This is a genomic window from Rhizobacter sp. P3_B12, from assembly GCF_056402895.1.
The window spans coordinates 1-3,313 of the sequence record NZ_JBFUGN010000696.1; the positions used below are offsets into that span (position 1 = coordinate 1).

3 protein-coding genes are annotated in these 3,313 nt (G+C 71.0%); 1 reads left to right on the top strand and 2 read right to left on the bottom strand.

What is annotated here, in order from left to right:
• Positions 1-881: ANTAR domain-containing protein (locus AC1D01_RS26360; protein ID WP_477871637.1), on the bottom strand; the 881-nt coding region annotated here is incomplete at its 3' end.
• Between the two features lie 234 nt (positions 882-1,115).
• On the opposite strand from AC1D01_RS26360, the gene AC1D01_RS26365 reads away from it, so the two are divergent.
• Positions 1,116-2,393: an MFS transporter gene (locus AC1D01_RS26365; RefSeq protein WP_477871639.1), complete on the top strand. Its 1,278-nt coding sequence runs from the start codon at positions 1,116-1,118 to the stop codon at positions 2,391-2,393.
• A gap of 11 nt (positions 2,394-2,404) precedes the next feature.
• Here the strand turns inward: AC1D01_RS26365 and AC1D01_RS26370 are convergent.
• Positions 2,405-3,313: serine/threonine-protein kinase (locus AC1D01_RS26370; RefSeq protein WP_477871641.1), on the bottom strand; the 909-nt coding region annotated here is incomplete at its 5' end.

The window sequence follows — 3,313 nt, forward strand, 5'->3', positions numbered from 1 at the left end:
CTGGTGAGCTGGTCGGCCTGCTGAAGAACGCGCTCGGCCAGCACGTCGACATCGGCCGCCCGGCCGCGCTGCGGCGGGTCGGCGAGCGCCGCCTTCAGCCGCTGCCACGGCACCTCGACCGCGCTCAGCAGGTCGCCGAAGGTGGCCTGCGACACCGCCTTGCGCAGCGCCAGCACGTTGGCATCGACGCGTGCGCACGATTCGTCCAGCAGCCCGGCATGCGCACCGCTGTCGACCCCCAGCGCGCTCAGCGCATACAGTTTGACGATGCGCTGCGACAGCATGCGCAGCTGCCCGGCGCGGTTCACCGCCTCGGCATAGCGCGCCGCCTCGATCACCTGCTGCGACACCTGGCCGACGCGCTGGTTGCTGTGCATCGACGCCGTGCGCAGCACGCGGAAGGCCTCGTCCTCGGACACCTGGCGCGCGCGCATCAGGATGCCCTTGGCGCGATCCACCAGCTTGCGCTCCTCGAAGCGATGCGTCACGTCGTCGAGCGCGGCCTGCCGCTTCTGCTCGAGTGCGAAGCGCGCCTGCGCGAGCTGCAGCACCGGCCGCAGCCGGGCCGGCGCGTAGCCGTTGACGACATAGGCGTGGATGCCGCTGTCGAGTGCGCGCTCGATCTTCTGCGCATCGGGGTCCTGCGTGAACAGCACCACCGGCCGCGGCGCGGTGGCCGCGAGCAGCGCGCAGGCCTCGAACACCGCCGCATCGGCCGGCGCATCGTGACAAACCACCACATCCGGCCCGAGACGGATCGATTCCCGCACCAAGTTGCCGCAGCCCACCGCACCAAGCACGTGAATCCCGCTCGATTGCAGGTCGGCCTGCAGTGCAGGCAAGCCCTGGGAGGGGCCGAGCAGGATCAGGGCAGAGGTCATGGAAAGCCGGTTCGGCAGAGGTTCGACAGCAGGGTGCGACAGAGGAGGAGGCACGACGCATCGTGCAAGGAACGAACCATACCAGCGCCGGGTGCCACAAGACTCGCTGCACCGCTGGCATGGCGCTTGCAAAGCATGCGGCGGGTGTGACGCTGCACCCGACCTTGCCTCCGCACCGCGGGTGATGCTCACGACGAAGTGGGCATTCATGTGCCAACAGCTTCGGCGCTGCACATGTCAACCTCGTTCAAGAGCTTTCTGCGCGCGGGCCACGGCCCGACGCTGTTCGCGGCCTTCCTGTATTTCGCGTTCTCCTGCTGCATCTGGGTGCTGAACGGCGCAATGGCGCCCTTCATCAGCGAGACCTTCTCGCTGTCGCCGGCGCAGAAGGGCCTGATGCTGTCGGTGCCGATCATCGCCGGCGCGCTGATGCGGTTTCCGCTCGGCGTGCTGGCGCAGTACATCGGCCGCAAGCGCGCCACGCTGGTCGAGATGGGGCTGATCGCGGTGGCGATGCTGTTCGGCTTCTTCTTCGTGCACAGCTTCAACGAGCTGCTCGCGATGGGCGTGCTGCTGGGCATCGCCGGCGCGAGCTTCGGCGTCGCGCTGTCGCTCGGCGCCGGCTGGTTCCCGCCGCAGCACAAGGGCCTCGCGATGGGGCTGGTGGGCGCCGGCAACGTCGGCACCGCCGTGTCGGTGCTGGTGGCCCCGCCGCTCGCGCAGTGGCTGGGCTGGCAGGCGGTGTACGGCGTCGCGGCCGCGGCGATCGCCATCCCGATGCTGGTGATGATCCTGCTCGCGAAAGAGCCGCCCGATGTCGACAGCCACGCAAGCCTGCGCGAGCACGTCGCCTGCCTGTTCGAGGGCGACGGCTGGGCCTTCAGCCTGATCTACGCGGTGACCTTCGGCGGCTTCATCGGGCTCACGACCTTCCTGCCCTCCTACTACCACGACCAGTTCGGCGTCAGCAAGGTGCAGGCGGGGCAGTTGACGATGCTGGCCGCCTTCATGGGCGCAGCCTTGCGCGTGGTCGGCGGCTGGCTCTCCGACCGCTGGGGCGGCGTCAACACGCTGACGCTGGTGCTGGTGGTGGTGGCCGCCTGCCTGCTGCTGACCGGCCTGTCGACCGGCTCGCTGGTGGTGACGACGCTGCTGCTGATGCTGTGCTTCGCGGCGCTCGGCGCCGGCAACGGTGCGTTGTTCCAGCTGGTGCCGCTGCGCTGGCCGATGGCCACCGCGGTGGCCGGCTCGATGATCGGCGAGATCGGCGCGCTGGGCGGCGGGCTGGTGCCGAACGCGATGGGGCTGTCGAAGCAGTACCTCGGCACCTATGCCTGGGGCTTCGTGCTGTTCGCCGTGCTCGCACTGGTGATGCTGGCGGTGATGCGCGCGCTGCAGATCCGCTGGACGCGCACCTGGGCCGAGAAGGGTGGACGCGCGCGGCCGGTGGCCGAGACCGCCGACATCGGGCTGCGCACCACGCGGCTGCAGCCGCACAAGGCCGCCCGATGAACGGAACGATGTCAGCGCGGCAGGAACAGCAGCCAGTAGACGAGCAGCAGGTTCAGCAGCACCGAGATGCCGAGCGCGATGCGCCCGAGCAGCCGCGGATCGCGCTGCGCGAGCGGCGTGGCGGGCGGCGCGGCAAGCTGGCGCGAGGCGCCGCGCTGCAGCGCGAGCAGCAACTCCTCGGCGGTCTCGAAGCGCTGGCGGGCATCGAGCGCGACCGCCTTCAGCACGACATGGTCGAGCCAGATCGGCACCTCCGGGCGCAGCCGCGACGGCGGCTTCGGATCGCTGCGGAAGCGCCCGCGCTGGTAGGGCTGCACCTCGCCGTACGGCAGCCGGCCGGTCAGCCACTGGTACAGCGTGACGCCGAGCGCGAACAGGTCGCTGCGCGCGTTGGCCGCTTCGCCGGCCGCGTTGTCGTCGCTCGCCCACTGCTCGGGGTTCATGTAGCTGGGCGTGCCGGCATGCAGGCTGCGCAGCACGCGCGGCTCGCGGCCGGAGACCGCGACGCCGAGGTCGAGCAGGCGCCAGCGGCCGTCGTCGCCGCGGTGCAGGTTGGCGGGCTTCACGTCGCGGTGCACCACGCCCAGCCGGTGCAGGCGCGCGAGTGCGCCGGTGATCTCGATCGCCGCATCGACCGCATCGCCGACGCTGCCGCGCTCGCCGGCCGCCAGCAGCTGCGCCAGCGTGCGGCCGGCATGCCAGTCGTAGGCGACGTAGAACGCCGTCGGCTCGCTCACCTCGCGCAGGCGCACGAAGCCGTCGGCCTCGCCGACGCGCGACGCGAGCCAGGCCTCGTGCGCCAGCATCGCGCGCTCCTGCGGGTCGTTGGCGCGCGACAGGTGCAGCGTCTTCAGCGCGACCAGCGGCTCGCCGGGCTCGCCGCTGCGGGCTTGATAGAGGCAGTGCACGCCGTTGTCGGC